The following is a 25,219-nucleotide window of genomic DNA, read 5'->3' on the forward strand; positions in this document are numbered from 1 at the left end:
TGAAGAACATGAGCAGTTGGCTACAAAAACAAGCGGATGAAAGACCTAATCAACCTGCTTTTTATTGGCAGGATGAGGCATGGTCTTTTGCTGAGGTCGCTCAAGAAGTTAAACGATGGACAGCAGCATTTTCGTTAAAAATACCGAATAATGAAAAACGAGTTGCGCTATTTAGCCGTAATTCAAAAGAAATGTATTTTTCGATTTTAGCTTTGTGGGAATTAGGTAAAGAGCTAGTTTTATTAAATACACAGTTAAGCTTGCAGGAACTCCACTATCAATTGACCGATGCAAAGGTGAATCTGGTAGTGGTTTCTACTGAAAATTTGGCATTTTTTACTGAACTGGATCAATTAATGGTAATTGAAATGATTGTTACAGAGGGCACTGAAGCCGTAGTAGAACCAGAATCCCATTCTATCTATCAACCTAATACCACTGCTTCGATTATGTACACATCAGGTACAACAGGAAATCCTAAAGGTGTCGTGCAGTGTTTTAGTAATCATTTGGCTAGTGCACTGGCAACGCAAGAAAATATGACTATTACGGCTGAAGATTGTTGGCTTTGTCCAGTACCTCTATTTCACATTAGTGGCTTGTCGATCATTGTGCGACAATTAGTGCTGGGTTGCAGTATCCGTTTATATCATAAATTTGATGCAAAAATAGTGACAAATGATTTAGCCGAAGATTGTGGGACAGTGATTTCTGTTGTGGCGGTTATGCTCCAACAGTTACTGGAAAACTATCCTGCAAAGGGCTATAGCTCAGCTTTTAAAGCAATCCTGCTTGGTGGGGGCCCCATTTCGCCCAAAGCGTTGGAAAAATGTGAAGGTTATGGTATACCTGTGATCCAATCATATGGAATGACCGAAACTTGCTCTCAAGTCGTGGCATTAAGCTTTAAAGATGCTGGAAATAAAATAGGCTCTGCAGGAAAACCACTGATGGGAATGGAAATCAAAATCGTTGATGGACAAGAGAGACGTGTGCCTCCAAATGAAGTTGGAGAGATTCTTTTAAAAGGTAAGAATGTCGTTCGTGCGTATTTAAATGGCGAGCAATGGCAAACGGTAAAATGGACGGTAGATGGCTGGTTTAAAACGGGTGATATGGGCTATTTAGATGAAGAAGGATATTTGTATTTAGTCAGTCGTTTAAGTGAGTTGATCATTTCAGGCGGCGAAAATATTTATCCTACAGAAATCGAGCATATTCTTCAAGAGTTTCCTGGTATAAAAGAGGTTGCCGTAGTTGGTGAATCTGATACAAAATGGGGCGCTGTTCCAGTAGCTTACATTGTTGGAGAATCAACGATCACAAAAGAAAGAATAAATACCTTTGCTAAAAATTACTTAGCAAAATATAAACTACCTAAACGAATCTATTTGTGCCATTCACTACCTAAAACAGCTAGTGGGAAATTAGCGAAACACCGCTTAACAACAATAGAAAGGGAGGCTTTTTTAAGCAAATGAGCATTCCTAAAGAATTAGAACAAGCTTATGAAAATGGCTATCGTCAATTTAGCTGGGTCAAAGAAATAAATGAAATTACAACACCTTTGCGTACTTCTTTTGAGAAGGGGCAAAAAGCATTTAAAGGTGAACGGTTTTATTGGCAAATACCGGATAAAAAATTTACGCTAGTTGGTTTCGGTAGAGAAAATGAATTAGCGCATGATCAAGCTTCGTTTGAGCAAGTAGATACATTTATTTTAGAAGAAAAAGATAAAATTTATCAAAATTGTTCTGTTTCTGGAACAGGAGCTATTTTATTTGGCGGTTTTGCTTTTGACGGCAAACAATCGAAGCAAAATGATTGGGGAATTATGGAACAAGGGCTGTTTTATTTACCGACCTTTTTACTTACAGAAACCGCTGGAAAACAGTATCTTACGATGAATTTTAGTGCAGAAAATAAAGAAATAATACAACAAAAGTGGTTGGAACTCACAGCTGAATTCGAAGAACTAATGGATACTCAGTTAGTAGGAGAAAAAGATACGGCACAAATAAAAGCAGAAGAAATCGCTGTATCTGAATGGATGACGGTTGTTGACGAAACGGTAGCGAAATTACGAGAAGAAGGACCGTTAGAGAAAGTCGTGTTGGCTAGACAAATGAAAGTGCAAAGTAATCGTCCCTTTCAGGCAGAGATTATTTTAAGGAATCTGCAACAACAGCAAACAAATACGTACTTTTTTGTGTTTGAATCGAATGAACATCTCTTTGTTGGTGCTACACCAGAGCGCTTATTAAGAGCATCTACAAAGACTTTTTCAACGGCAAGTATCGCTGGTTCTGTTTCACGTGGAACAACGAAGACGGAAGATGATGAACTTGGCAACTATTTACTGAATGACATGAAGAATAAACAAGAACATAAAATCGTTGTAGATAGAATCATCAAAGAATTAGAAAAGATGACAGGGACTTCTATAGAGGTTCAGACACCAGAATTATTAAAGAATCGGGATATTCAGCACTTACATCTACCGATCGAAGGGCAACGTCAAAAAGAGTATCGTTTCTTGAAAGGAATCCAGCAACTACATCCAACACCTGCATTAGGCGGGGAGCCAAAGGAACTAGCTTTGGCTTGGCTTAAAGAGCATGAACAGTTAGATAGAGGTCTATACGGTGCTCCAATTGGCTGGATTGCTCTTAAAGAAGATATAGGAGAATTTGCAGTAGGAATCCGTTCAGCTGTGCTTTCTGATAAAGTAGGTTATCTATACGCTGGGTGCGGTATTATTAAAGATTCTCAAGCAGAGCAAGAAAGAATTGAGACAAAAATTAAATTTCAACCGATGCTAAGAGGGATAGGTGGGGACAATCATGACAACTCAAAGTGAAATGACCAATTATTTGCAAACCTTTGTTGAAGGGATGATCAGCAGTGGGGTAGAGCAAGCTGTGATAAGCCCTGGTTCTCGTTCCACGCCATTAGCCTTATTGTTGCATCGACAAGAGCAAATTGAGACGTTTATTGAAGTAGATGAACGTTCGGCGGCTTTTTTTGCTTTGGGATTAAGTAAAGCAAGCTGTAAGCCAGTTGTTTTATTATGTACATCAGGAACGGCTGCAGCAAATTACTATCCAGCAATTTGTGAAGCAAATGCTAGTCATAGCCCGTTGATTGTTTTGACAACAGATAGGCCCCATGAATTACGGCAAGTAGGCGCTCCTCAAGCAATGGATCAGTTCCATTTATTTCAGCATCATGTAAAAGAATTTATTGAAATGGCGATCCCAGAAGGAACAAAAGTGATGATTGATTATGCTTATTGGCAAGGAATGCGTGCAATAGACACGGCTTGCCAAACACCAAAAGGTCCAGTTCACCTGAATTTCCCATTGCGGGAACCATTATTGCCTGATTTAAATCGATCATTGTTCGCTGAAAGAACAACTGAAATATTCGCAGGTAAAAAGCAATTGTCGGAGAAACAACTAATAGAGTGTGTTGATGCATGGCAAGGGAAAAAAGGTGTTTTAGTTGTAGGTGGAACGCACACACCAGAAGAAGCGGCTGTATTTATTGAATTGGCAGAAAGATTAAGTTGGCCAATTCTTAGTGATCCTTTGGCAAATATCACGTCGAGTAGTAACGATAGTCCCTTGATTATGCGTTACGCTGACTTGTTTATTCAAGAAGTTGAAATGAGCCAATATCCAGATGTGGTGGTTCGATTCGGAATGATGCCCATTTCAAAAAATACAATGTTCTGGCTGCAATCTCTTAATGAGACGACAATGGTCTACTTCGTTGATGAAACGGGTGAATGGCAAGATCAATTAAAACAAACCCAAGTTGCTATCCAAGCAGATGAACAGATTTTTGCTAAGGAAATTACGGAGAGAATTATAAGAAGAACATCAGATTCATGGTGTAATCAATGGATTGATTGGCAAGAAACAACCGAACAGCAATTAACGGAACTTAGCGAGATGAAGACTCTCAATGAAACGACAGCAAGTATTCTTGTTCATAAAAAAATGGCAAAAAAGGGTCAATTGTTTGTTTCGAATAGCAATGCGATCCGCTTTTTAGATCGATTTTCAACTCCTGATAATAATCAGTATCAGTTATTTGGTAATCGCGGGATCAATGGAATCGACGGCATTATCTCAACAGCATTAGGAGTTTGTGCCACAAATCCAGAGCGTCAAAATGTACTGTTGATCGGTGATTTAGCTATGTATCACGATATGAACGGCTTGTTGTTGGCAAAACGATACAATTTACCATTAACGATTGTTTTATTAAATAATAATGGTGGTGGTATCTTTTCTTTTCTGTCACAGCGCCAATTGGAAAAAGACGATTTCGAACCAATTTTTGGCACACCGATCGATTTAGATTTTTCTTTAGTTGCTCAGCTATACGATGCTGAATATGTAAAAGCTGAGAGCTTAGAACAATTAGAGTTGTTGTTAGAAGCGACACAAAAACAACCAAAATTTCAATTGATAGAGGTTATTGGTGATCGCCAAGAAAATGTATTGTTATATGAAAAAGTTGTTGATGGATTGAAAGAAAAGCTGGGGAAAAATAAATGAAAACAGCTATAAATGGTGTAAACTATTATTATCAGTGGTTGACCGACTATGAGGCAAATCGACCAACATTGGTTTGCTTGCATGGCTTCACAGGGACGAGTCAAACGTTTGTTCCAGTTTTTCAAAGAGACAGAGATAGAAACATTTTAGCGATCGATTTAATTGGTCATGGTCAAACAGATTCCTATGTCCATCCTTATCGTTATCAGATGGAGTGCTTGTGTCAGGATATTGCATTATTGACAGAACAATTAGGTATAAGTAAGTTTTCTTTATTAGGCTATTCAATGGGTGCTAGAGTGGCTTTAGGCTTTACCTGTCTATTTCCTCAAAAGATTCAGAAACTACTCTTAGAGAGTGGTTCTCCGGGCTTAAAAAGCAAAACGGAGCGAATGACACGCAAGTGTTCTGATGAACATTTAGCTGGTTTTATAATGAGCCACTCAATTGAAGCTTTCGTCGATAAATGGGAAAAACTGTCTCTCTTTGATAGTCAAAAACAATTATCTTGCAAAATTCAGGCAACGTTACGAAAAGAGCGTTTATCCCAACAAGCTTTTGGTTTAGCTTGTAGTTTATGGTTTATGGGGACAGGAGTCCAACCTGATTTTTGGCAAGAGCTGGATAAAATCGAAATTCCTACTTTATTGATTGTGGGAGAACTAGATCATAAATTTCAACGTATTGCACAAAATATGCAAGAAAAACAACAGAATATGTCTATTAAAATCGTAAAGAACGCAGGCCATTGTGTTCATTTGGAAAAACCAGAGATAGTTGAGGAAGTGGTGTATTCGTTTTTAATTAGTTATACGGATCAGCTCATGGGAAACAACAAAATATAACTGAGGTACAAAATCCCTTAGTTATATTTCTCTGGCAGAGTTGAACGAGACCTATACACTTTTTAGTGTTATCTATTTTCCGTAGGATCAATCGATTTGTTCTGCTTTTAAGAAGGAGGAAACCAAATTGAAAATTCACCGCATTGATCGATATCGTGTTCGATTGCCTTTACGAATTCCTTTTGAAACAAGCTACGGTCGTTTAACAGAGAAAGCTTTTGATATTTTGTTGGTGACAGATGAGCTAGGAACTCAGGGGATAGGAGAACTAGTTCCGTTTGAACAGCCAGATTACATAGAAGAAACTATTGACACAGCTCGAATAATAATTGAAAACCATTTGATTCCTTTATTGAAAAATACAGATATTCAGCATCCTAAAGAAGTCTCAGTTCTCTTTGATGTAGTAAAAGGGAATCAAATGGCTAAATCTAGCCTCGAGACAGCAATCTGGGACTTATATGCTAAACGGAACGGTAAAAGCCTAAAAGAGTACTTTAATGATACTAGAGACCATATTCCAGTTGGAGTCAGTGTAGGGATTCAGACTGACTTAACCAAATTATCAAATCAAATTACGCATTATATTTCACTTGGCTATCAAAGAATCAAATTAAAAATTCGTCCGGGATATGATTTGAAACCACTTGAAATGATTCGGCAAAAATTTCCTGATATTTCAATTATGGTGGATGCAAATTCAGCTTATACCATTCAAGATATTCCTCATTTAAAGCAATTAGATGCTTATAATCTAGCGATGATCGAACAGCCCTTTGCTGCGAATGACTTTCTGGATCATGCACAATTGCAAAAAGAACTAGAAACAGATATCTGTTTGGATGAGAATATTCGAACACTCAAAGATTGTGAGCTGGCATTTGCTTTGGGAAGCTGTCGGGCTATTAATTTAAAAATCCCTAGAGTAGGCGGTATTACAGAAGCCATGAAGATAGTTGATTTTTGTAAAGAAAAGGAGCTACTTGTTTGGCTAGGTGGCATGTTTGAATCTGGTGTGGGAAGAGCATTAAATTTACAGTTTGCCTCCCAAAAAGGGTTCACGTTCCCTGGAGATATTTCAGCTTCTGATCGTTATTATTATGAGGAGATTTTGACTAAGCCTATTGAAATGCAAAATGGTGTAATCAGCGTGCCAGCTGGTTTGGGGATTGGGGTCTCTTTATCCTTAGAAGCGTTATTAAAATACGGTATTTATGACACGATTTATGCTAAATGAAAAGAATCACAGGCTAATTTTTCGTTAGTCCGTGATTCTTTTTATAAAAACATGTTATTTTTCTTTTAGAGCTTTCTCAATCTGTAATCGTTGTACTTTCATCGTAGCAGTACGAGGAATGTCGTCCCAATCCATAATAATTGGTTTGTTTAAGTGAGGTAAATCAGCGACTTGTTCCCACCAAGCATCCCAATCCATCCCGTGTTTTGGCTCAACCGCAAGAATGGGTTGAGGAGAATCATCTTTCGCTCTAACGATGATCACTTCTTGGAGGAAGTCAAGAGCATCAAGCAGATGATCCTCAATTGCCAAATTACTGTCGATTTTTTCAATCAAATCAACTTGCCGATCTTTCAAGAATAAATGTCCGTTTTCATCCATAAAACCATAATCGCCACTATCCCACCAAGGACCAAAAACAGTTGCTTGGAAACGGTCATCTTCTTTGTAATAGGTTAGGGCACGTCCTTTAGATAAAAATTGGATATGTCCATCTGTCATAGCTGGTAAAACCTTACCAGCTTTGTCTGCGATCCGCGCTTCAGTCAACTCGTTCAAACCAACGCCCATATCACGAGCATCTGATGTTTTTAGAGACGCTAAAGTATGAGCTTTTAGGATCATTGGACCACATTCACTTTGCCCATATACTTGAAGAAAGATTGGATCATTTTTCTCTGAAGCTTTTAAGAAACTGCCCATTGTCGCATTATTGATTGCATCAAATGTAGAATGGTAATAGCGTACACTTGTGAAAGACTCTGGTTGTCTTTTCGCTAGAGATGTCCATTGAACAAAATTATTTGGATGGGTTTCAAGCGCAATCGGCTTGTATTTTATAAGCATTTTAGCAACAGAATCACTATTTGAAATCGATAACGGCATCATCGGAAATCCCATCGCCATTAATGACGAAATCCCAATGTTAAAACGAGAGTGAACAGGTGAAATATGGAATCCAACAAGTTTTTTATCAGCAATTTTTGTGAAAATCGTTTTTTGCCATTTTGTGCGCCATCCCATGGAATTAGCAGAGTGACAAATCAATTTAGGAATACCAGTCGTACCAGAGGTATGTGTCATATAAGCAATCATATCTTCTGGTAATTTCACTTGTGGAACTTCTTTAGCTGGAGCCTCCAAAAGTTTCGATACTGAAATTTGTTTTTCTGGGGCACTATTTTTTACCTTAGCTATTTTATCTGCGGTTTCATCATCAAATAAGATAAATGGATTTTCTAAACGATCAACAAAAACCTCAATCGTTTCTGCTGGAAAATGATAAGATATCATTGCGGGAACAGCGCCCAAATAAGAGGCAGCAACTGCTAACAAATACGTATCGAATTTTGAACTTTTAAAAATAATGATTTTGTCTTCCGCTTTTACCCCTAAACTAGCTAATTGAAAGGCACGATGTAAAATTGTTTCATGACTTAATTGATAAGTGTAATTCGTTCCGAGCTCAGGAAAAGCTGGTAAAGGTTCATCATTAATAATGGCAGTTTCTGGGGTATTAAGAGCAGCCTTATGATAATTCGTGTACAAGTTGAGCGGTTGATATTCTAACAATTGATTCAATGTAACAGCATCCTTTCAAACTACGTCAAAGTATTTGTGCAATTTCGAACAAAGATAGTATAACACGAAAAAGAAATAACCTGAATTAGAAACAATAAAAATGAAATACAATTATTTATGCGTATAGTAAAGTAAGACGAGAGTGATAGAATTGAAAAAAGATGATCAAAAAATTGCGAAGAATACTTGATTTTATCAGCTTTTAGCTGTATAATGAAACCTTGTGAGTAGTCTATATATTTTAGATAACTCTCCTTGCTCTTAGCAATCTAAGAGCCTAAAGTCCATAGGGAGGTGAAAATCAATGAGTCAAGTTACGAATTATGAAGTTATGTATATTATTCGTCCGAACATTGATGAAGAAGCAAAAACTGCTTTAGTAGAACGTTTCGACACAATCTTGAAAGATAACGGAGCAGAAGTTATCGAATCAAAAGATTGGGAAAAGCGCCGCTTAGCATATGAAATGAACGGATTCCGTGAAGGCATCTATCATATCGTTAAAGTATCTTCTCCATCAACTGCAGGAGCAATCAATGAATTTGATCGTCTTGCTAAAATCAATGACGATATTATCCGTCACATGATTATCAAGGAAGAAGTATAACCAAATTGTTTCACGTGAAACATTTGGATTGACGAAAGGAGATGTTTAAATGATTAACAACGTTGTATTAGTTGGAAGACTAACAAAAGATCCCGATTTACGATATACATCTAGTGGTTCAGCAGTTGCGACATTTACTTTAGCGGTAAACCGTAACTTTACGAATGCAAATGGAAATCGTGAAGCAGATTTTATTAACTGTGTGATTTGGCGTAAACCTGCTGAAACAATGGCAAACTATGCGCGTAAAGGTACATTATTAGGCGTGACTGGTCGTATTCAAACTAGAAATTACGAAAATCAACAAGGTCAGCGTGTATACGTGACTGAAGTTGTTTGTGAGAATTTCCAGTTGTTAGAGTCTCGTTCTGCATCAGAACAAAGACAGACAACAGATGGGTCAGATTCAACACCAACTTATAATGCTGGTGGCGGAAGTTTCCAACAACCACAGAATAATAATTTTTCAGGACAAAACAATTTTAATCAATCATCCTCTCAGTCTAGCAATAACGGTATGCCTGATTTCGATAGAGATTCTGATCCATTTAGTGGTTCAGGTTCGACTATTGACATTTCAGATGATGATTTACCATTCTAAACGAATTTGATAGGAGGGAATAAGAATGGCACAACAAAGAAGAGGCGGACGTAAACGTCGTAAAGTCGATTATATCGCTGCTAACCATATTGAATATATTGACTATAAAGATATCGAATTACTAAAAAAATTCATTTCTGAACGTGGAAAGATTTTACCACGTCGTGTAACAGGTACTGGCGCTAAGAACCAACGCAAATTAACAATTGCAATCAAACGCGCGCGTATCATGGGCTTATTACCATTTGTTGGTGAAGAGCAATAATATAGAATTTACTTAGAGATCAAAGAACTAGTTCTTTGATCTCTTTTTATTATATAAAATAATATATTTGTTATGGATAATTAGAAAAAGAGTTAAGCTTAATTGCGATAACATTACATAGTTTTCTTTTTTGATGTTTCACGTGAAACATTTTGTGATTCGCAGAAATCCTTTTTTTATGCTAAAATAAGCTTATCTGCAGAACAATGGGGGAGTCTTTATCATGAAAAAAAATGGAATGAAACGGATTTTTGGTTCAGTATTCGTTCTCTTCTTATTAGAAGTAATGCTATTTTTCTTGATATCTAATAAATATATATTTATAGCTGGATTGTTGATTCTTAATCTCATATTGATAAATCGAATAGTATATTTAATCAAAAAAATTGAGATATCTAATACAGAGAAAATTAGACAAGCGAGTACGATTGCAGAAAAGTCATTAGATTATGCTTTTAACGAAGTGTCTGTTGGGATCATAAATTATGATCCTGATACAAACGAAGCTAAGTGGTTAAATCCTTTCGCGGAAAATATTTTTAATAAGGATGGTCAAACACTTATTAGTCCAGAATTAATACAAACATATGTAAAACTAGCGGAGAAGGATAAAGACATATTTAAAGTTGGAGATCACGTTTATCGCTTCAATGTTGATACAACGCAAAATACAATTACGTTCAAAGATATTACGGAAGAAAGTAATTTATACCATGAAAAATTAGAAATGCAAACGGCTATCGGGATTGTTTCGGTTGATAATTATGATGATATTACAGATAGCATGGATGAGAAGGAAATATCTTATTTGAATAGTTTTATTACTACGATGGTTTCTGATTGGATGGATGAATATCAAGTTTTTTATAAAAGATTGAATGCAGAGCGTTATTTTTTTATTGCTCAATTAGAGGATATCAAAAAAATGATGGATTCTAAATTTCAAATTTTGGATAAAATCAGAAAAGAATCTAGCACAAGAGAGATCTCTATTACACTGAGTATGGGAATATCTTATGGTGGAGAAACGTTAAGCCAGACTGGTAATACAGCACAGACGAACTTGGATACCGCATTAGTTAGAGGCGGTGATCAAGTAGTTGTAAAAGAAGCTAAAGATAATGCGAAACCAGTTTTTTATGGCGGCAGAACAGCCTCTGTCGCAAAGAGAACGCGTGTTCGTTCTCGTGCGATGAGTACTGCAATTCAAGGTATCTTTTCTGAGTCCTCTGATGTGTATATTATGGGGCATCGCTTTCCTGATATGGATGCGATTGGTTCGGCATTTGGTATGGCAAGATTAGCTAAATTTCACAATAAAGAAGCTTGGGTTGTGTTAGAGAAAAATGAAAGTATTCCAGATGTTGAACGGGTGATGACAGAGCTGGAGAAGTATCCAGAATTAGCCAAACAGATTATCACGCCCAAAGAGGCAATGAAGAAAAAAACGGAGAGCAGTTTATTGATTATGGTAGATTACCATAAACCATCACTTTCGATTTCACAAGAATTATACGAACAATTTGATAAAGTCGTGATTGTTGATCATCATCGCCGTGGAGATGAATTCCCAGCGAAACCACTACTTTCTTATATCGAGTCATCCGCTTCATCCGCCTCAGAGCTAGTGACGGAATTGATTGAGTATCAAAGTAATGTAAACAAACAGCTAGATAGATTCGAAGCCACGTTATTACTCGCAGGAATCGTTGTCGATACTAAAAGTTTTAGTGTTCGAACTACAGCACGCACATTTGATGTGGCTAGTTATTTGAGAACTTGTGGAGCGGATTCATCTTTAGTACAATATTTATTAAGTTCAGATTTAACGAGTTATTTAGAAATGAACAGTTTGATTGCCCAAAGCGAATATGTTACGCCAGATACGGTTATCGTGACGGGTAGTGAAGAGAATGAGTATGATAGTGTAACAGCAGCTAAAACGGCGGATACCTTATTATCGATGGTTGGAATCAATGCCGCTTTTGTTATAACCAAGAGGATCGATAAGCAAATCGGTATTAGTGCACGAAGTAACGGGTCGATAAACGTCCAACTAGTTATGGAAAATTTGGGCGGAGGTGGTCATTTTACCAACGCTGCGGTACAATTATCTAATGTAACAGTAGCTGAGGTAAAAGAGCAGTTGCTAAAAGTGATTCATCAAAATATAGATGTGATGTATGATTCAGATTCACTAGGCTAGTTCCTTTAGCTGTTTTGTTGCAGTCGATGTGCTTTATTGTGAAACAGACCAGAAGTGCAACAAAACCAAGAGTTGAGCTGGGTTATTCATTACTATACGAGGAGGAATAATAAAATGAAAGTCATTTTTTTACAAGACGTCAAAGGTAAAGGAAAAAAAGGGGAAGTAAAAGAAGTACCTACTGGATACGCACAAAACTTTCTGATCAAAAATGGTTATGCTCAAGAAGCGAATAAAGGCAGTATCAGTGCTTTAGCTGGACAAAAGAAAGCCCAAGATAAACATGAAGCTGAAATTTTGGCAGAAGCAAAAAAAATGCAAGAATTTCTAGAAAAGGAAGAAACTGTTGTAGAGCTCAAAGCGAAGGCTGGTGAGGATGGACGTCTCTTTGGATCAATTCCTTCAAAACAAATCGCAGAGGCCTTAAACAAGCAATATAAGGTCAAATTAGACAAACGTAAGCTAGAACTATCACAACCGATTCGGTCACTAGGCTTTACAAAAGTACCAGTTAAATTGCATCATGAAGTAACGGCCACAATCAAAGTTCATGTTGTAGAAGAATAATGAGTGAAAACAGAGGAGTGCCTCTGTTTTTTGCTTTTCATTAAGACGAGCTGAAACGATATTGTCATTGTACATTTCGGCTATTTCTTGTTAAAATAGAAAGACTGAAAAGCGTAATTTTAGCTATAGGAGAGAAAAAAATGAATGAAGTATGGCAAGATCGAGTACCGCCCCAAAGTATGGAAGCAGAGCAGGCCGTTTTAGGGTCGGTTTTTTTGGATGCTGAGGTTATTATCGATGCTTTAGAATACATAGAACCAAAAGATTTTTATCGCCGTAATCATCAATTGATTTTTCAGACTATGCTTACTTTGAATGATCGAAATGAAGCGATTGATGTGATCACGATCAAAGATCGTTTGGAACAAGAAAACTTATTGGAAGATGTTGGCGGATTAAGCTATCTATCTGATTTAGCATTAGCTGTACCAACGGCTGCTAATATTGTGTACTATGCAAAAATTGTTGAACAAAAATCATTGCTGCGCAACTTGATTCAAACTGCTACAGAGATTGTTACAAAAGGATTTGAACAAGGTGAAGATGTTGAAACTATATTAGATGATGCAGAACGTAGCATTCTAGAAGTTTCGGAAAAAAGAAATCGAAGCGGATTTTTATCGATTGCTGATGTATTGAACACCTCGATTGCTAATATAGACCAACTGTATCAAAATGACGAAGAAATTACCGGTTTACCTACCGGATATCCTGCCTTAGATAAAATGACTGCGGGACTACAAGCGGAAGAATTGATTATTTTAGCAGCTCGTCCAGCCGTAGGTAAAACAGCCTTTGCCCTAAATATTGCCCAAAATATTGGGACCAAAACAGACCGCTCTGTTGCTATTTTCAGTTTGGAAATGGGGGCAGAATCATTAGTTAACCGTATGCTTTGTGCGGAGGGTTCGATTGAAGCTGGACACTTACGTACTGGTCAGTTATCAGAAGAAGAGTGGCAAAATCTAATTATTGCGATGGGTAGTTTATCTAGAGCACAAATCTATATCGATGATACGCCAGGTATTAAAATCACAGAAATTCGAGCGAAATGTCGAAAATTAGCGCAAGAACGTGGCAATTTAGGATTGATTTTGATCGATTACCTACAACTGATTGAAGGAACTGGTCGTGAAAGTCGCCAGCAAGAAGTATCTGAAATTTCCCGTCAATTGAAGAAGTTAGCAAAGGAATTAAAAGTTCCAGTGATTGCATTATCTCAGTTATCTCGTGGTGTAGAACAACGTCAGGATAAACGTCCCGTACTAAGTGATATCCGTGAGTCAGGATCTATTGAGCAAGATGCAGATATCGTTGCTTTCCTATACCGTGATGATTATTATGATCGTGGAGAAGATGGAGAAGACGGTGATCGTGAAGAACCTGAAATTGATAATGTAATCGAAGTTATTATTGAAAAAAACCGTAGTGGTGCCCGAGGAACCGTAGAGCTGTTATTTATCAAAGAGTTTAACAAGTTCGCCTCGTTATCACCAAGAGAAGAGTTTTAACTGTAGCTAGAAATAATGGGAGAGCCCAAGTAAGTTTTCATAAAGGACTTACTTGGGCTCTTGTTTTAGCTGAAATCGGCTTTTAAAAGAGAATAGTTATTAAGGTCTCTAAATTCGCCATACATAAGCACTTCTGATTTGTCTGTTCCAACAAAAGAGAAGCCATTTTTGATGGCAACAAGATTACTCGCTTTGTTTTCGACATCCGCACGAATGCTTAATTTATTTAACCCCATATCTTCAAATGCGATGCTACATACGTGTTTCACTATTTTAGTCATAATACCTTTATTGGTTTGAGCTGAGTGAAGCCAGTAACCGAGTTCGGCTTTTTTATTAGCTGCATCAATGAGATGTAGGTCGATACAACCAATTAGTTTTTGATTAAATGCGATGATAAATAAGCGGTCGGTTCCATTGATGTCCCCTTCTAATTTCATTTTGATATACTGCTCTTGAGACTCATAAGTTGTGGAAGAATCAACAAAATCAAGAAACTTTCTTAAATGATCCCGATCTGAATCAACTAGCTCAAAGAGTTCGTGCGCCATTGTTAATGTTGGTTGGACTAAAGACAAAGATTCGTCAATCTCTAAACAAAAATAATATTTCATATCCTGAATATACCTCCTATATAAGTTTATAATATATTGTTAATGATTATAACAAAATAAAACTTCTTTACAAGGTAATGAAAAAAATTCGTTTTTTTATCTGATGTAAAATAATTAACGGAATAATGTTCGTGTTTTGGTTGGATTTTTTCTTTTCAAAAAAACAATATTCGATTTTTTCTTGAAAGCGTTCTGTTTTATTGGTACAATGATTCAGGACAAAATAATTTAGAACGAGGTGTTCGAATGTCATCAGTTGTAGTAGTCGGAACGCAGTGGGGCGATGAAGGAAAAGGAAAGATCACGGATTTTTTAAGTGAAAATGCTGAGGTCATCGCACGATATCAAGGCGGAGATAATGCAGGTCATACCATTAAGTTTGATGGTGTTACTTATAAACTACACTTGATTCCTTCAGGTATCTTTTACAAAGACAAGATCAGTGTGATCGGAAATGGTGTTGTAGTCAACCCGAAATCTCTTGTAAAAGAACTGGCTTATTTAAAAGATAATAATGTCACGACAGATAATTTACGTATTTCTGACCGTGCTCACGTGATTTTACCTTATCACATCCAATTGGATCAATTACAAGAGGATGCCAAAGGTGAAAATAAAATTGGTACAACGATTAAAGGAATTGGTCCAGCATATATGGATAAAGCCGCTCGTGTAGGGATTCGTATAGCTGATTTATTAGATAAAGAAATCTTTGAAGAACGTCTAAAAATTAATTTAGAAGAAAAAAATCGTCAATTTGTCAAAATGTTTGATAGCGAACCAATTGCGTTTGAAGATATTTTTGAAGAATATTATGAGTACGGCCAACAAATTAAACAATACGTAACAGACACTTCTGTTATTTTAAATGACGCACTAGATGCTGGCAAACGTGTCTTATTTGAAGGCGCTCAAGGTGTTATGCTAGATATCGATCAAGGAACATATCCATTTGTAACATCATCAAACCCAGTTGCTGGAGGCGTTACAATTGGTAGCGGTGTTGGACCTTCTAAGATTAATAAAGTTGTGGGTGTTTGTAAAGCTTATACATCACGAGTTGGTGATGGTCCATTCCCTACGGAATTGTTTGACGAAACAGGAGAAACAATTCGTAAAGTTGGGAAAGAATATGGAACAACGACAGGTCGTCCGCGTCGTGTGGGTTGGTTTGATACGGTTGTGATGCGTCACTCTAAACGTGTGTCAGGAATTACAAATCTTTCATTGAACTCGATTGATGTATTAAGTGGCTTAGACACAGTAAAAATCTGTACAGCTTATGAATTAGATGGCGAATTGATCTATCATTATCCAGCTAGCTTGAAAGAGTTGAGCCGTTGTAAACCTGTCTACGAAGAGTTACCTGGTTGGTCAGAAGATATTACGGGATGTAAAACATTAGCAGATCTTCCTGCAAATGCAAGAAACTATGTTCACCGTATTTCTGAATTAGTTGGCGTGCGTATTTCAACATTTTCAGTCGGACCAGACCGTAACCAAACGAATGTTTTGGAAAGTGTTTGGGCACAAATTTAAATCTTGAAACGAGAGAGGGACAAAGGAAGAATTGTCTCTCTCTTTTCATTTTCCTCCAAATAGAAGCCTTTTTTGATTACTTACGAACTTAATAACACATGAGTATCCATTAATTATGTGGTAAAATAGAAAAGGAATTAGGGAGGATTTAAAAATGACATTCAAATTAATGACAGATTCATGCTGTGATTTACCATATACATATTTAGAAGCAAATGATGTTGATTTTATCAGTATGACGATTCAGATAAATGGGAAAGAATTAGTGGATGATTTGGGGAAAACATTTGACTATGACTGGTTTTTACAAGAAATAAAAACAGGTGGTATGCCGACAACTTCTCAGGTGAATGTGGGACGCTATATTGAATTTTTTAGACCGTTTGTAGAAAAGCAGATTCCGATAGTGTATTTAGCTTTTTCTTCTGGATTAAGCGGCTCATACCAAAGTGCAATGCAAGCTGTTGACATTTTGAAAGAAGAACATCCGGATGCTGTAATTTATGTTGTTGATACAAAAGCTGCTAGTCTTGGAGAAGGCTTGTTAGTCAGTGAAGTAATCGAGTTAAAAGCAAATGGTCATTCTATAGACGAAATTCTACTATGGTTATCTGACAATACAATGACTGTTCATTCTTGGGTCACAGTGGACGATTTAAAGCATTTAGAACGTGGCGGCAGGATTTCCAAAGCAGCAGCTACGATCGGCGGTCTAATGAACGTTAAGCCGATCATTGTGGTAGATGATCAAGGGAAGCTGCAAAATATCGGAAAAGTCCGAGGACGTAGCAAAGCCTTGAAGAAACTGGCAGATGAAACGGTTCAAGGAATGACGGAGCCATTAAAACAAACAGTTTTTATTGCGTATGCTGGTGATTTAGAAAGTGCAGAGAGGGTCAAAGCTTTGATCGAGGAAAAAATTCAGGTTAAAGAGATTCGTTTGCATCCATTAGGTCCAACCATCACTAGTCATACTGGGAATGGTTGTATTGCAGTTTTTTCAAGAGGTAAAAAGAGATAAAAACAAAACACCTAGTACATTCTTTGTGACTGGGTGTTTTGTTTTGTAAGTAAGTATGCTTTTATTTTGAATTAATAAAGCATATTTTATTACTATCTATTTTAAAGACTAAATTTCTATTGGAGGTATTTTTATTGAATTTTTATAGTATAGACTACTTAGAATCACAATCAAATCTCAATGATTATATCAAGTATTTTTTTATTTTTGGTGCATTGATTGTAATGATTATTGCGTTTAGTTTGTATATGCGTCATCGTATTCAAACGAAATATCGAGATTTGAGTATAATCACTTTTTTGCTACTATTGTTTTTACTAGGTGTTCAGTATTCTGACTATACACAAAATCAAAGTAAAAATTCACAATCGTCTCAAATGGTCAATTTTGTGAAGCAGATATCAAAAGAAAAAGGTGTAGACAAAAAAGAGATTCTTGTAAGCTCAACTCAGTTAGTGGATGGAACACTTGTAAAAATCGAAGATAAATACTACAAGACGATATTAAGTACGGATCAAAATTCTTATGTCTTAGAAGAAGCGCACTTGATGAATTCAGATATTATAATTACGAAATAAGTTAAAGTAGAAAGGAAGATATCATGCAACTCTATAGTCCAATTATCATCAAACTTGGCTTGGGAATTATTTGTTTAATCATTCAGATCAATTTAATGGGAAAAGGCAACCTAGCCCCTTCTTCAGCAATGGATCAGGTTCAAAATTATGTCCTAGGTGGAATTATAGGCGGGGTAATTTATAACGACTCAATAAGTGTATTACAGTTCGTTTTAGTATTGATTATTTGGACGTTGCTTGTATTGACAGTTAAGTTTGCAAAAGAACATAATCGATATGTAAAGTATATTGTAGATGGTAGGCCAATCACTTTGATCAAAGATGGAAAAGTTGATGTGAATGAGTGTCTCAGGTGTGGGATTTCAGCAAATGAATTAATGTTTAAGTTAAGAGCAAATGCTATCTACGAAGTTGAAAATGTCAAAAGAGCCGTCTTGGAACAAAATGGCCAATTAACAATGATAGAATTTGGGGATGAAAGTATTCGGTATCCAATCATTGTAGATGGACAAGCAAACTATGATGTGTTGGAATTGATTAATAGAGATATCGAATGGTTGGCTGAACAAGTGCAAAAGGAACAGTACAAAGGAATCAATGAAATTTATTTAGGGGAGTACCTCTCTGGTAAACTAAAATTATATGGGTATGAACAGAATGAATAAAAATAGGATGAGACGAAAGCCAAGTATGCCTTTCGCCTCATCCTATTAAATTATGGAGAAAATTCTTTTCTAATACTCACCAGAAAACAATTCATCCAATTGTTTTTGAACGTCTTTATTTTCTAAGAATTCATCATACGTTGTATCTGCACGGTCAACTACACCTTTGTCAGAAACAGCGATAATACGATTCGCTAATGTTTGAATAAATTGGTGGTCATGTGATGCAAATAAAATAGCACCAGTGAAGGCCATCAAACCATCATTCAAAGCCGTGATCGATTCTAAATCCAAGTGATTTGTAGGATCATCTAAAACAAGTACGTTTGATTTAGACAACATTAATTTAGAGAGCATCACACGCACTTTTTCGCCCCCAGAAAGGACGTTTACTGATTTCAGGACGTCTTCACCAGAGAATAACATTCTTCCTAAGAATCCACGTAAGAACGTATTGTCATCTTCTTCTTTACTTGCAAATTGGCGTAACCAATCTAAAATCGTCAAATTAGTGTCGAAATCTTTGCTGTTATCTTTCGGTAAGTAAGCTTGAGTGGTTGTAACACCCCAACGAACGCTACCAGTATCAGGAGTAATTTCACCCATGATCACTTTGAATAAAGTGGTTGTAACGATATCATTATCTGCAATGAAGGCTACCTTATCAACGTTATTTAAAGAGAATGAGATATTGTCCAGAATCTTCTTACCATCAATTGTTACAGAAACATTTTCTACGTGTAGTAGGTCATTTCCGATTTCTCTATCTGGTGTAAAGCCAACAAATGGATAACGACGTGAAGAAGGTTGGATATCATCCAAAGTAATTTTGTCCAACATTTTTTTGCGAGAAGTCGCTTGTTTGGATTTCGATGCGTTCGCACTGAAACGAGCGATAAAGTCTTGTAATTCTTTGATTTGCTCTTCTTTTTTCGCATTGGCATTGGATTGTAATTTTGCCGCTAATTGGCTTGATTCCAACCAAAAATCATAGTTCCCAACATATAGTTTGATTTTTCCGAAATCAAGATCAGCCATGTGCGTACATACTTTATTTAAAAAGTGACGGTCATGGGAAACGACGATAACTGTATTTTCAAAGTTGATCAAGAATTCTTCTAACCAATTAATTGAGCGAGTGTCTAATCCATTGGTCGGCTCATCTAGTAGTAAAACATCGGGTTTACCGAATAGGGATTGCGCAAGCAACACTTTAACTTTTTGGCCAGCTGTTAGTTCACTCATTTTTTGGTCATGTAAACTTTCAGGAATGTTTAATCCTTGGAGTAAAACTGCTGCTTCTGGTTCAGCTTCCCAACCGTTTAACTCTGCAAATTCCCCTTCAAGCTCAGCCGCTTTGATTCCATCTTCATCCGTGAAATCTTCTTTCATGTAGACAGCGTCTTTTTCTTTCATTACTTCATACAATCGTTTGTGACCCATGATAACCGTTTCTAAAACAGTATTTTCTTCAAAGTCAAAGTGATTTTGTTTCAAAATAGCCAAACGTTCATCAGGGCCTAAAGCAACATTTCCAGTTGTTGGTTGGATATCGCCAGACAAAATCTTTAGAAACGTTGATTTACCGGCACCATTAGCACCAATCAAGCCATAACAGTTACCAGGCGTGAATTTAATATTTACATCATCAAAAAGTTTGCGGTCTGAAAATAGCAAACTTACATCATTTACAGTAATCAATTGTTTTCCTCACTTCATATAGAATAGTTAAACCTCTCTGCATTATAGCGGGGAAACCTTACTTTTTCAAGGAAATCTATTGATATTCATAAAGAGTAGAACAAAAATAAAATTAGAATTCGTTTTTTTCTTCAAATTTTTCGACATAAATTTTATTAGCGGATAAATATCCTGTTTCACATTTCAAGCGAGGAACTCCCCAACTAGAGAATTCGATAGCCAAAACGTCTACGATTGCACCTTTAGAGATAGGTCCTTTTTTTGTAGAAAACTCAGCAGAGGTGTAATAAAAATCATCTTGAATCATTTTAACCAAACCGGGGTTAGTAGTGAAATAGTTGCTCATGTCTTGTTGTTGCACATAAGATTTATTTGCAGTAAGGAAGCCTTTTTCACATTTCAAACGAGGTATGCCCCAATTAGAAAATTCAATCCCTAAAACTTTAACGATGACTCCTTTGGTGATTGGTTCTTTTTTAGTAGAAAATTCAGCCGAAGTGTAATAAGCGTCATCAACGCTCATCTTAATGAAGCTTGGGTTCGTAGTGAAATAGTTGCTCATGTCCTGTTGTTACACATAAGATTTATTTGCAGTAAGGAAGCCTTTTTCACATTTCAAACGAGGTATGCCCCAATTAGAAAATTCAATCCCTAAAACTTTAACGATGACTCCTTTGGTGATTGGTTCTTTCTTAGTAGAAAATTCAGCCGAAGTGTAATAAGCGTCATCAACGCTCATCTTAATGAAGCTTGGGTTCGTAGTGAAATAGTTGCTCATGTCTTGTTGTTGCACATAAGATTTATTTGCAGTAAGGAAGCCTTTTTCACATTTCAAACGAGGTATGCCCCAATTAGAAAATTCAATCCCTAAAACTTTAACAATGACTCCTTTTTTTATAGCTGTTTTTTTGGTAGTAAAATTAGTTGAAGTATAGTAAAAATCGTCCGCAATCATTTTGATAAAACCGGGATTCGATAGGAAATAATGACTCATGTTTTTTTGTTGTACATAATTTTTATTTGCAGTTAAGAAACCTTTTGCGGTTTTCAATCTAGGGTAACCACCTTTTGAATATTGAATGGCATCCACTTTAACGATTGTTCCTTTGAGAACTTTGGTATTTTTACTTGTAAATTCTGCTGTTGTATAATAATAGTCATCATTTTTTAACTGAACAAAGCCGGGATTTGTTGTGTAATAATTAGATAGATCAATGGTTGGACTTTCTTTAGAACGATAAACAGTTACAGTTGGTCGTCCATTGTATGACCAAATTGTATCATGAGGGTTAATTGTAATACCGTTATAGCCGTAGTTACAATGAATAATATTGTCTGAGCCATCAAAGAATACACCTGTATGTCCACTTGCCCCACCAGATGCTCCACGATTCCCCCAAATAAAGATATCACCCTTTTTAGTGACAATATTTCCATTAGTGTTTGGGGAAACTTTGCTCCAGCCATTTCTTTCTAAATCACCGAACAAGCTATCTGTATTTCCAAGTCCTGTTCCTTTTGCTAAGAAACCAGCTTCGATTAATGCGAAATAAACAGAGGAGCTACAATCATAACTATTTGGCCCCATTCTATTTGTCATGCTGTAAGTTACTTTACCTTGTCTTGCTTTAAACCAATTAATTAAACTATCAATACTTGCCATTACTTTATCCTCTTTTCTATTATATAATTTGCTCGAACGAAAAGATGTGCACCTCTTTCTGATTGAACTACAATTAGCATAATATAAATGTTGTTATTGAAACTTTCATATTTCTCTCTTAATCCAGTCAATCGTTGTTTCATGTGAAACATTCTAATAAAAAGGTTATCTGTGTACTTTTAAAACGATACACTGTATGATACACATAAATTAGTGTATCGTTTGTTGTTTTAGCATTTAATGTTATCTAACTATGGGCTAGGTTGAAACGCACGAATACAGCTTTTAATTTTAAAAGGAGGAGTCAGGATGAAACGTATCGAACGAATCTATCTTTATGTAAAAGAGCAGACGGAAAATTTAACGCCTAGCGATGTCTCTTTAGGTAGCGGTGTGACAACGGGGGATGTTTCAGATGCATTAGATATTCAAAGAACAAATGCTAGCAAAGACTTAAATCAACTAGTACGGGAAGGGTTATTAGAAAAAACAGAGGGTCGTCCTGTAAAGTATGTCGACAAAGTCATTTTTAAATATCAACCATTAACAAAGCCAGTAAAAAGCTACCGTGAACATAGTCTAGTTGAGGACACTACAGCACGTATGCATCACGTACATAAACCTTCAAAAATATTTACTGGAGAAGACATTTTCAAAGGGATGATTGGCTCTGCTGGCAGCATGAGGACGCCTGTCGAACAAGCGAAAGCAGCGATACTGTATCCACCAAAAGGATTGAACTGTTTGATTACTGGCCCAACTGGATCTGGGAAAACCTATTTCGCTCATGCCATGTTCCAATTTGCCTTAATGAATCATGTGATCGCTCCAGATAAAAAATTAGTTGTTTTTAACTGCGCTGATTATGCTCACAATCCGGAATTATTGATGTCGCATCTTTTTGGCTATGCAGAAGGCGCATTTACAGGCGCAACGAAAGCCAAAGAAGGAATCATTCATGAAGCAGATGGAAGCATTCTATTTCTTGATGAGGTTCACCGTTTACCACCAGAAGGACAAGAAATGGTCTTTTATTTTATGGATCATGGAACGTATTCAAGATTGGGGGAAACCGTTAAAAATCGTCAAGCAGATGTGAGGATTATTTGTGCAACAACTGAAAACCCAACCTCTTCTTTACTAAATACGTTTGTCCGCAGAATTCCGATCATCATTCAGTTACCTAATTTTATTGATCGCCCTGCAAAAGAAAAAATTGATCTTCTTAGAGTGATGATCTCAATGGAAGCTTCACGTATTCAGAAAAAAATTTCGTTATCAGAAGATGTAGTGAAAGCTTTGATCGGTAGTGTTTCTTATGGAAATGTAGGACAATTGAAATCCAATGTTCAGTTAGTGACAGCTAGAGGCTTTTTAAATCATATCGACCAAGATGAATTGACAATCACGATCGATGAATTGACCGATAGCATCAAAGAAGGGATGATGCAGCTAGCGAGCAATCGTGAAGCATTGGCGGAACTATCAAAATATTTGGAACCGCAAATGATCGTTACACCCAATGAACCTTTAGTAACGATACAATCAGATTCATATGAATTACCCTATAATTTATATGAAATTATTGGCGATAAAGCAGCTTTATTAAAAGCTGATGGATTAGAACAAGAAGTGATCAACAATTTTATTACAACAGATATCAATGTACATTTAAAATCTTTCTATAAAGATCATGGTTTTACATTTGATACTGAAAACAAGTTAGCAGAAATCGTCGATCAGCGTATAATCGATGTCACCAAAGAAATCTATACTTTTGCTAAACAAAAACTAAACTATAATTTCCAATCAAATTTTATTTATGCCATGAGCTTGCACATTAGTTCATTCTTAAAACGAATTCAAAATGGTGAAGAGCGCCAACACAAATTAAATGAGAATATCAAAAATATGGTGTTGGATTATCCGGTAGAATTTGAGACAGCACAAGAAATAAAACGTATTATTGAAATCAATTATCAAATGAAAATACCTGAATTTGAAACCTATTATCTGGCGGTATTACTCATTTCACTAAGAGAAAATAAAGATGCAGGACGGATTGGTATTGTCGTTGCTGCCCACGGAAAAAGTACAGCAACAAGCATGGTGCAAGTGGTATCCCAATTGTTGAATGTTGATAATTTAAGAGCGGTCGATATGCCGTTAGAAATGCAACCGAAAGAAGCTTTGCACCAAATCGTGAATGTAGTCAAAGAAGTCAATGAAGACAGTGGTGTGATTCTTTTGGTAGATATGGGTTCTTTAGCTACGTTTTCAGATGAAATCACGCGGCAGACAGGAATCGAAGTTCGAACAGTTGATATGGTCACAACACCAATCGTTTTAGAGACAGCGAGAAAAACGACATTGATCGATACACAGTTGGAGACATTATATGAGTCACTGAAAAACTTTCAAGGATACGCCAAAATTCATCAAGAGAGAGAAATGGATTCTTTGGAGACGTGGAAAAAAAGAGTGATCATCGCAATCTGTGCTTCTGGGGAAGGAACTGCTAAGCGGATGAAAGAAATGATCGAAGCTGCTGTCCCATCCCAATTAGCTTTAGAATTAGAAGTATTCCCCTTGTCCATTGTCGATATGAAAGAGCAACTTGTTGCCATTCAAGAAGAGTATCGTGTTATTGCGACAACGGGTATTACAGATCCTAAAATTGCAGCACCATTTATTCCGATGGAAACCTTTTTCTCTGGTGAAGCGGAGTCTGTGATCAATCAGCTATTGATGGATAGTGATATTTATGTAGAAACACAAGAAATGGATGAGCCAATGGCTAAAAAAATCTGTGTTGAGTACATGGAGGAAAGCTTTACCTTTATCAATCCCAGAAAAGTAATTGATCCGTTATGGGGATTTGTTGACATCATCCGAACTAAGCTGAATCTACAATTGGATTATACGTTCTATGTAAATTTAGTCATGCATTTAGCCGGTATGTTAGAAAGAGTGCTACAGCATGATACATTGACGCTGACCGAAGAAGAACGAACACAGGTCACAAGCGAACCTAGCTATGAAATCGTAATAGAAGCAGCCGTTTATCTAAAGCAACTATTTAAAATTGAGTTACCAGTGGAAGAAATTTATTATATTATTCAGTTGATCAAAAATACACAGTTGAATCAAGCTCAAAATACAGATGATACACTAGAATCGATACACAAAGAAGATACACTGTTTTAGTGTATCTTCTTTGTGTATTCTCTTAAAAAAAGCCTTAGTTTTCTCTTTATTTTGCTAATACACTATTTTTGGCATGGAAATTGCTTTAAATAAGACAGTGGATAAAATTTGTCTATTATTCAAGCAATCCACTTGTAATGATTTGGCGAATTCTTTTAGTCTTTATTTTGGCAATAAATGACTAGACATAGTATTTTAGTAATAATGAATCAAGAATTTGCAGATTAGAGTAACCTTGAGAAG

The 25,219-nt window shown here is 36.4% G+C and carries 21 protein-coding genes; 16 read left to right on the forward strand and 5 right to left on the reverse strand.

Annotated elements, in window-relative coordinates:
• Positions 1–8: 8 nt before the first annotated feature.
• The 5 genes from IGJ34_RS00085 to menC all read left to right on the forward strand — a co-directional run bounded on the left by IGJ34_RS00085 (position 9) and on the right by menC (position 6,650).
• Positions 9–1,481 (forward strand): o-succinylbenzoate--CoA ligase, encoded by a 1,473-nt coding sequence (locus IGJ34_RS00085; protein ID WP_430597837.1) that lies wholly within the window; start codon positions 9–11, stop codon positions 1,479–1,481.
• Positions 1,478–2,860 (forward strand): isochorismate synthase, encoded by a 1,383-nt coding sequence (locus IGJ34_RS00090; protein ID WP_430597838.1) that lies wholly within the window; start codon positions 1,478–1,480, stop codon positions 2,858–2,860. The genes IGJ34_RS00085 and IGJ34_RS00090 overlap by 4 nt, the downstream gene beginning before the upstream one ends.
• Positions 2,844–4,568, forward strand: coding sequence for a 2-succinyl-5-enolpyruvyl-6-hydroxy-3-cyclohexene-1-carboxylic-acid synthase (gene menD, locus IGJ34_RS00095; protein WP_430597839.1), 1,725 nt, complete (start codon positions 2,844–2,846; stop codon positions 4,566–4,568). Before IGJ34_RS00090 ends, menD begins: the two co-directional genes overlap by 17 nt.
• On the forward strand, positions 4,565–5,413 hold the full coding sequence (gene menH / locus IGJ34_RS00100) for a 2-succinyl-6-hydroxy-2,4-cyclohexadiene-1-carboxylate synthase (protein WP_069653503.1): 849 nt from the start codon (positions 4,565–4,567) through the stop codon (positions 5,411–5,413). Before menD ends, menH begins: the two co-directional genes overlap by 4 nt.
• A gap of 127 nt (positions 5,414–5,540) precedes the next feature.
• On the forward strand, positions 5,541–6,650 hold the full coding sequence (gene menC / locus IGJ34_RS00105) for an o-succinylbenzoate synthase (protein ID WP_069653502.1): 1,110 nt from the start codon (positions 5,541–5,543) through the stop codon (positions 6,648–6,650).
• Between the two features lie 54 nt (positions 6,651–6,704).
• Here menC and IGJ34_RS00110 read toward each other — a convergent pair whose 3' ends face one another.
• A complete protein-coding gene (locus IGJ34_RS00110) occupies positions 6,705–8,231 on the reverse strand; it encodes an AMP-binding protein (RefSeq protein WP_206836126.1) in 1,527 nt (508 codons plus the stop codon).
• Positions 8,232–8,535: 304 nt separating this feature from the next.
• Here IGJ34_RS00110 and rpsF point away from each other — a divergent pair, with 304 nt between their 5' ends.
• From rpsF to dnaB, 6 genes are all read left to right on the forward strand, one after another.
• Positions 8,536–8,838, forward strand: coding sequence for a 30S ribosomal protein S6 (gene rpsF, locus IGJ34_RS00115; RefSeq protein ID WP_010766612.1), 303 nt, complete (start codon positions 8,536–8,538; stop codon positions 8,836–8,838).
• Between the two features lie 49 nt (positions 8,839–8,887).
• Positions 8,888–9,439, forward strand: a complete 552-nt coding sequence (gene ssb, locus IGJ34_RS00120) for a single-stranded DNA-binding protein (protein WP_025870561.1) — start codon at positions 8,888–8,890, stop codon at positions 9,437–9,439.
• Positions 9,440–9,464: 25 nt separating this feature from the next.
• Complete coding sequence (gene rpsR / locus IGJ34_RS00125) at positions 9,465–9,704, forward strand: 30S ribosomal protein S18 (RefSeq protein ID WP_010762117.1); 240 nt, start codon at positions 9,465–9,467, stop codon at positions 9,702–9,704.
• Between the two features lie 223 nt (positions 9,705–9,927).
• The gene (locus tag IGJ34_RS00130; RefSeq protein ID WP_430597840.1) at positions 9,928–11,910 is read left to right on the forward strand and encodes a DHH family phosphoesterase; all 1,983 of its coding nucleotides are present in this window, start codon (positions 9,928–9,930) and stop codon (positions 11,908–11,910) included.
• Between the two features lie 114 nt (positions 11,911–12,024).
• Entirely contained in the window at positions 12,025–12,477 is a 453-nt protein-coding gene (gene rplI / locus IGJ34_RS00135) for a 50S ribosomal protein L9 (RefSeq protein ID WP_069653499.1), read from the forward strand.
• 140 nt (positions 12,478–12,617) lie between these two features.
• Complete coding sequence (dnaB, locus tag IGJ34_RS00140) at positions 12,618–13,988, forward strand: replicative DNA helicase (protein WP_069653498.1); 1,371 nt, start codon at positions 12,618–12,620, stop codon at positions 13,986–13,988.
• A gap of 65 nt (positions 13,989–14,053) precedes the next feature.
• On the opposite strand, the gene IGJ34_RS00145 is transcribed toward dnaB, so the two are convergent.
• Positions 14,054–14,602: a GNAT family N-acetyltransferase gene (locus tag IGJ34_RS00145; protein WP_206836133.1), complete on the reverse strand. Its 549-nt coding sequence runs from the start codon at positions 14,600–14,602 to the stop codon at positions 14,054–14,056.
• Between the two features lie 246 nt (positions 14,603–14,848).
• Here IGJ34_RS00145 and IGJ34_RS00150 point away from each other — a divergent pair, with 246 nt between their 5' ends.
• The 4 genes from IGJ34_RS00150 (at position 14,849) to IGJ34_RS00165 (ending at position 18,405) form a co-directional block, all read left to right on the forward strand.
• On the forward strand, positions 14,849–16,141 hold the full coding sequence (locus tag IGJ34_RS00150; RefSeq protein ID WP_111249031.1) for an adenylosuccinate synthase: 1,293 nt from the start codon (positions 14,849–14,851) through the stop codon (positions 16,139–16,141).
• Between the two features lie 154 nt (positions 16,142–16,295).
• On the forward strand, positions 16,296–17,162 hold the full coding sequence (locus IGJ34_RS00155; protein WP_430597841.1) for a DegV family protein: 867 nt from the start codon (positions 16,296–16,298) through the stop codon (positions 17,160–17,162).
• Positions 17,163–17,296: 134 nt separating this feature from the next.
• Positions 17,297–17,740, forward strand: coding sequence for a DUF3290 domain-containing protein (locus tag IGJ34_RS00160; RefSeq protein WP_069653492.1), 444 nt, complete (start codon positions 17,297–17,299; stop codon positions 17,738–17,740).
• 23 nt (positions 17,741–17,763) lie between these two features.
• A complete protein-coding gene (locus IGJ34_RS00165) occupies positions 17,764–18,405 on the forward strand; it encodes a DUF421 domain-containing protein (protein WP_069653491.1) in 642 nt (213 codons plus the stop codon).
• Positions 18,406–18,474: 69 nt separating this feature from the next.
• On the opposite strand, the gene IGJ34_RS00170 is transcribed toward IGJ34_RS00165, so the two are convergent.
• From IGJ34_RS00170 to IGJ34_RS00180, 3 genes are all read right to left on the reverse strand, one after another.
• Positions 18,475–20,106 (reverse strand): ABC-F family ATP-binding cassette domain-containing protein, encoded by a 1,632-nt coding sequence (locus IGJ34_RS00170; protein ID WP_010762085.1) that lies wholly within the window; start codon positions 20,104–20,106, stop codon positions 18,475–18,477.
• Positions 20,107–20,218: 112 nt separating this feature from the next.
• Positions 20,219–20,668, reverse strand: coding sequence for a DUF5776 domain-containing protein (locus IGJ34_RS00175; protein WP_430597842.1), 450 nt, complete (start codon positions 20,666–20,668; stop codon positions 20,219–20,221).
• Positions 20,669–20,677: 9 nt separating this feature from the next.
• Entirely contained in the window at positions 20,678–21,769 is a 1,092-nt protein-coding gene (locus IGJ34_RS00180) for a DUF5776 domain-containing protein (RefSeq protein WP_430597843.1), read from the reverse strand.
• Between the two features lie 309 nt (positions 21,770–22,078).
• Here IGJ34_RS00180 and IGJ34_RS00185 point away from each other — a divergent pair, with 309 nt between their 5' ends.
• The gene (locus tag IGJ34_RS00185; RefSeq protein WP_430597844.1) at positions 22,079–24,976 is read left to right on the forward strand and encodes a sigma 54-interacting transcriptional regulator; all 2,898 of its coding nucleotides are present in this window, start codon (positions 22,079–22,081) and stop codon (positions 24,974–24,976) included.
• The last annotated feature ends 243 nt before the right edge of the window (positions 24,977–25,219 follow it).

Source organism: Enterococcus sp. AZ177 (assembly GCF_050544585.1).
In the GTDB taxonomy this organism is placed as follows: domain Bacteria; phylum Bacillota; class Bacilli; order Lactobacillales; family Enterococcaceae; genus Enterococcus_L; species Enterococcus_L plantarum.

Bases quoted from the DNA above. Each gene is read 5' to 3' on its own strand.
- menD (WP_430597839.1), top strand. From the start codon at position 2,844: ATGACAACTCAAAGTGAAATGACCAATTATTTGCAAACCTTTGTTGAA.
- IGJ34_RS00155 (WP_430597841.1), top strand. From the start codon at position 16,296: ATGACATTCAAATTAATGACAGATTCATGCTGTGATTTACCATATACA.
- IGJ34_RS00145 (WP_206836133.1), bottom strand. From the start codon at position 14,602: ATGAAATATTATTTTTGTTTAGAGATTGACGAATCTTTGTCTTTAGTC.
- IGJ34_RS00090 (WP_430597838.1), top strand. From the start codon at position 1,478: ATGAGCATTCCTAAAGAATTAGAACAAGCTTATGAAAATGGCTATCGT.
- dnaB (WP_069653498.1), top strand. From the start codon at position 12,618: ATGAATGAAGTATGGCAAGATCGAGTACCGCCCCAAAGTATGGAAGCA.
- IGJ34_RS00130 (WP_430597840.1), top strand. From the start codon at position 9,928: ATGAAAAAAAATGGAATGAAACGGATTTTTGGTTCAGTATTCGTTCTC.
- IGJ34_RS00150 (WP_111249031.1), top strand. From the start codon at position 14,849: ATGTCATCAGTTGTAGTAGTCGGAACGCAGTGGGGCGATGAAGGAAAA.
- IGJ34_RS00175 (WP_430597842.1), bottom strand. From the start codon at position 20,668: ATGAGCAACTATTTCACTACGAACCCAAGCTTCATTAAGATGAGCGTT.
- IGJ34_RS00180 (WP_430597843.1), bottom strand. From the start codon at position 21,769: ATGGCAAGTATTGATAGTTTAATTAATTGGTTTAAAGCAAGACAAGGT.
- rpsR (WP_010762117.1), top strand. From the start codon at position 9,465: ATGGCACAACAAAGAAGAGGCGGACGTAAACGTCGTAAAGTCGATTAT.
- rplI (WP_069653499.1), top strand. From the start codon at position 12,025: ATGAAAGTCATTTTTTTACAAGACGTCAAAGGTAAAGGAAAAAAAGGG.
- rpsF (WP_010766612.1), top strand. From the start codon at position 8,536: ATGAGTCAAGTTACGAATTATGAAGTTATGTATATTATTCGTCCGAAC.
- ssb (WP_025870561.1), top strand. From the start codon at position 8,888: ATGATTAACAACGTTGTATTAGTTGGAAGACTAACAAAAGATCCCGAT.
- IGJ34_RS00085 (WP_430597837.1), top strand. From the start codon at position 9: ATGAGCAGTTGGCTACAAAAACAAGCGGATGAAAGACCTAATCAACCT.
- menH (WP_069653503.1), top strand. From the start codon at position 4,565: ATGAAAACAGCTATAAATGGTGTAAACTATTATTATCAGTGGTTGACC.
- IGJ34_RS00165 (WP_069653491.1), top strand. From the start codon at position 17,764: ATGCAACTCTATAGTCCAATTATCATCAAACTTGGCTTGGGAATTATT.
- IGJ34_RS00185 (WP_430597844.1), top strand. From the start codon at position 22,079: ATGAAACGTATCGAACGAATCTATCTTTATGTAAAAGAGCAGACGGAA.